This window comes from Romboutsia sp. 13368 (genome assembly GCF_018336475.1).
GTDB lineage: Bacteria > Bacillota > Clostridia > Peptostreptococcales > Peptostreptococcaceae > Romboutsia.
This window is the reverse complement of the sequence record NZ_CP048741.1, coordinates 2,166,405-2,170,960: the sequence shown is the minus strand read 5'-3', so window position 1 is coordinate 2,170,960 and position 4,556 is coordinate 2,166,405. Positions and strand designations below refer to the sequence as shown.

Here is a 4,556-nt window from a genome sequence, read left to right as displayed (position 1 = left end):
GAATGTAATTATAATAAATAAGGGTAGTAGTATATACTGCTACTCTCCTGTATAAACGACAGCTTATAAGCTGTCTATTTTTTTTTATTAGTATAGATTATAATAAGTATATTAAAGTAATTACTTGATAAAAATAATAATTATAAAATATTACGAGGAAAATCATATTTATGAAAGATAATCTAATTAAAACAGCTTATATATCAGCTTTTGATATAAAAGATAAATATTTAAAAGATTTAATTATAATTAATACAAAGTGTTTAATAGATAATAAAACACAGAGATGTGTATATGTAGATAATAATAGATTAAGAGATGAATTGATATATTATAGATTTTATGGAGAAATACCAGAGTACAATAATATACTTAATATTTTATTACCAGTAATTATTTCTAATACTAATATTCAAAAAAGTGAGGATGAGGTAGTAGAATTAATACAAAAGTATGTTAGATACTTAAAAAAAGAAGAATATTTATTCGAATATATATTATCTTCTGTTTTATATAACTCAATTATTCATAATATAATAGAAGATAAAAATATAGAATATAAAGATTTACTTCAAAAAATTAAAGAACAAATTATAGGTTTTACTATATCTTTAGATAAGCCTAGTACTATAAAATTTCATATGGCAAGAATAAATGCAATACAACTAATAGATAAATATATAGACTTGAAAGTTGAAGAGTATGATAATTATAAAATTTTAGGAAGTTTATTAAATATATTATATGATATATACATAGAAGATAGAGAAGTTAAAGACTTTGGAAGTGAAAGTATAAAAAAATCTATACTATCTATACTAGGAAATACTGAGAACACTAATATAGATAATATAGACTTTATTTTATCAATGTCAGAATATATACTTAAATTAAGAAAGTATAAAATTAACAAAAAAATATACGATAAAAAGTCAGATCCAAGATACTTAATAAATCTTAATGAGGGTGATACATATAATGACCCTATATTTAATCAGATAAATATTGTATCTAAGACTTTTAATAATAATATATTAAATATAAATATTAAGTCTAAATCTGGACGATATCTATTAAAATTTAAAAAATCATAGAGATTAGTTATTTGATTCTAGATAATTTATAAAGTCTTCTTCGCTTGTTTCACTTAAAAAGCAGATTTCTTTTACCATACTATTTCTAAGATCGATAAAATCTTCAAGACCTGTATTTTCACTAGTGTATTCTAATGCCTTTATAATAAGTAATAAGTCTCTTTTTGATAAAGCGTTGATAGATACTTGGTCAAATAATTCCATAAAAAACTCCTTTTCTAATTTATATACTTATAATACTAATATTCTACAAAATATATGTAAAAACCTTCTATTAAAAATTTTTTTGATAATGTTTTACACATATTATTTTAACCTAAAAACAGCATAAAAATATACAATAATCTTAATAAAGAGGTGAAATAATTGAAAATTTTATTAACAACGTTAAATTCTAAGTTTATACATACAAATTTAGCAATAAGATATTTAAAAGCATATACAAAAGATATAGTTGATGCAGATATAAGAGAATATACAATTAATAATGATTTGGACTATATATTAAAAGATATATATAAGCATGATTATGATGTAATATTATTCTCAACTTATATTTGGAACATATTAGATATAGTAAAACTATGCGAAAATATAAAAAAAGTAAAACCAAACACAATTATAGGTTTAGGTGGTCCAGAAGTAAGTTATGATAGTGAAAATGCTATGGAGAAATATCCATTTGTAGATTACATACTATGTGGTGAAGGTGAATTAGTATTTAGAGATTTAGTTATGCATCTTCAAGGAAACAAAGATATAGAAGATGTAGAAGGAATAGTATACAGAAGCAATGGACAAGTAGTAGTGAATAGACCGAAAGAGTTACTACAAAACTTAGATGAAATACCAAGTCCTTATGAAAATTTAGATCCTAAAGAATATGAAAATAGAATTGTTTATTATGAAAGTTCAAGAGGTTGCCCTTTTAACTGTCAATATTGCTTATCATCTACACTTAAAGGTTTAAGATACTTTAGTATAGATAGAGTAAAAAAAGATTTAAAAGCATTAATAGATGCGAGAGTATCTCAAATTAAATTTATCGATAGAACGTTTAATGCAAATAAAAAGTTTGCTAAAGAAATAATGAATTTCCTTATGGAAAATGACAATGATTATACTACATATCACTTTGAGGTAACAGCTCATTTATTAGATGATGATATGTTAGAATTCTTATCAAATTGTAAAGAAGGATTATTCCAATTTGAAATAGGTGTTCAAACTACTAATCAAAAAGTATTAGATGCAGTTGGAAGAAGAGATGATTTTGGTAAATTATCAAAAGTAGTAAAACAAATAGCATCATACAGAAATATACATCAACATTTAGATTTAATAGCAGGTCTTCCATATGAAGATTATTCTAGTTTTGAAAACTCTTTCAATGATGTATTTAACTTAGGTATAGAACATTTACAACTAGGATTCTTAAAAATGATAAAAGGAACTGGTGTAAGAAAAACTGCAGATGAGCATGGATATAGATATAAAGATTATCCTCCATATGAAGTTTTATATAATGATTATATTACTTATGGTGAAATGCTAAAGTTAAAAGATATTGAAGAAATATTAGAAAAGTACTATAACTCTAAGAACTTTGTGTTATCTATGAGATATATAATATTTAACTATTATAAAGAAAGTCCATTTAAATTCTTCGAAGCTTTTGCAAAATACTTTGATGAAAATGGATATTTTGATGTTGCACAAGGAAAGAATCAGCTTTACAAAATACTTTTAGATTTTTATAATACTGTAATAAATAAAAATAATGAATTATTTAATGATATACTTAAATTTGATTATATATCATTAGGTAAGACATCTAATATACCACAATTCTTTAATAAGTTTGATATGGAAGACTTTAAAAATAGATGTCATGTATTTTTACAAGATGAAAATAATATATCAAAATATCTACCAGAATTTTATAATAAACCAGCTAAGCATATAATAAAATATGTTCACTTTGAACCTTTTAAATTTGATATATTAGAGCTTAAAAAGGATATAAATAAAGATATAGATAAAGTAGATAATGTAGTAATGTTTGTATACGACGACAAAAAGATATTTGAGAAATCAAAATCTTATAGAGTTAGTATATAGGAGGTTAGTATGAAATTTAAAATAGAAAAACATATATTAAAAAAAGCAGAAGAACTATCTTTTATAACTATAAAGCATGATAGTGAATTCAAAGTAGAAGGATACAATATTCCAAGTGAAGGATTACAAGTTCCTATAAAAAATGAAGTATTAGTAAAAGGAATAAAGGAAAATACAGCACAAGATAATCTAAATGCAATGTCTATTGCTGATGCAATGATATACATAATAGGTATAGATAGCCAATTTAGATATAATGAAGAATATATAAAATTCTTAAATGCATTCAAGAAAAAAGTAAATTTAGATTTAGATGCTTATATGGGCTATATGTCTAAAAAGTATTTTGATATTGGAGAATATACAGATTCTTTAATATACTTAAAAGCTCTTATAACTATGAATCCTAACGATATAACAGGACTTTATCACTATTCTATAGTATGTCAAGAAGTTGCTAAGAAGTATCAAAAAGATAATGATGATAAAGCTATGAATGATTTCTTATTAGAAGCATTACATAAACTAGAAAAAGTTATAGATTTAGACCCTGAGTTTGCTTTAGGTTACTATCACTTAGGATACCATTATTACAATCAAGGACAATATGTAAAAGCTAAAGTAATATGGGAAGAATCTTTAAAATTAGGACTAGAAGCAGATTTAGTATCTGAAGTTCAAGATAATATAGGTAAAATGGACTTTAAAGTTCAGTATGAAGAAGGGTACAACTTAGTATTCCAAGGTAGATGTGAAGAAGGTTTAGAAAAATTATTACCTTTAGAAGAAGAACATTCAGATTGGTGGAACTTATTATTTATGATAGGTTTAGCATATAAGAATATGGATGAAATTGAAACAGCTAAAGAATATTTTGAAAAAATACTACTTATAAAACCACATCAAGTAGATACTATGGTTGAACTTGGTCTTTGTGAGGCAGCTACTTTTAATATGGAAAAAGCTATAGAACATTTTGAAACTGCAGCTAAGATAAAAGAAGACCCAGAAATATTATGTAATTTAGGTATGGCATATTTAAATAATGGAGATTTAGATGATGCTATATATTATATAGAAAGAGCATATGAATTAGATCCACAAGATGAAATAACAATGTCATGTTTAAGAGAATTAGATAAATATAGGTAAAAAATGATTGAAACTTTTTGAAGACTTCTAATTAAATAGAAGTCTTTTTTTTATACAAGTATGCTATTATTTAAGTATATATAAAAGGGGGATTTAATTTGCTAAGAAGATTAGATGATATATTAGATATCCTTAAAGGAAAAGAAAAAGTAATTCTTTCTGTAGCTGCTGCAGAAGATAAAAAAGTTT

The 4,556-nt window shown here is 23.8% G+C and carries 4 protein-coding genes; 3 read left to right on the top strand and 1 reads right to left on the bottom strand.

The window, feature by feature from the left end:
* The first annotated feature begins 170 nt into the window (after nt 1–170).
* The gene (locus G3997_RS09060) at nt 171–1,094 is read left to right on the top strand and encodes a hypothetical protein (protein WP_296645456.1); all 924 of its coding nucleotides are present in this window, start codon (nt 171–173) and stop codon (nt 1,092–1,094) included.
* A 3-nt stretch (nt 1,095–1,097) separates the two neighbouring features.
* Here G3997_RS09060 and G3997_RS09055 read toward each other — a convergent pair whose 3' ends face one another.
* Nucleotides 1,098–1,298 carry a hypothetical protein gene (locus G3997_RS09055; protein WP_296645455.1) on the bottom strand — a complete coding sequence of 67 codons (201 nt, stop codon included), beginning with the start codon at nt 1,296–1,298 and terminating at the stop codon, nt 1,098–1,100.
* Nucleotides 1,299–1,460: 162 nt separating this feature from the next.
* On the opposite strand from G3997_RS09055, the gene G3997_RS09050 reads away from it, so the two are divergent.
* Together G3997_RS09050 and G3997_RS09045 are read left to right on the top strand one after the other, a co-directional pair.
* Entirely contained in the window at nt 1,461–3,215 is a 1,755-nt protein-coding gene (locus tag G3997_RS09050) for a B12-binding domain-containing radical SAM protein (RefSeq protein WP_296645454.1), read from the top strand.
* 9 nt (nt 3,216–3,224) lie between these two features.
* Nucleotides 3,225–4,367, top strand: a complete 1,143-nt coding sequence (locus tag G3997_RS09045; RefSeq protein WP_296645453.1) for a tetratricopeptide repeat protein — start codon at nt 3,225–3,227, stop codon at nt 4,365–4,367.
* Nucleotides 4,368–4,556: the final 189 nt, after the last annotated feature.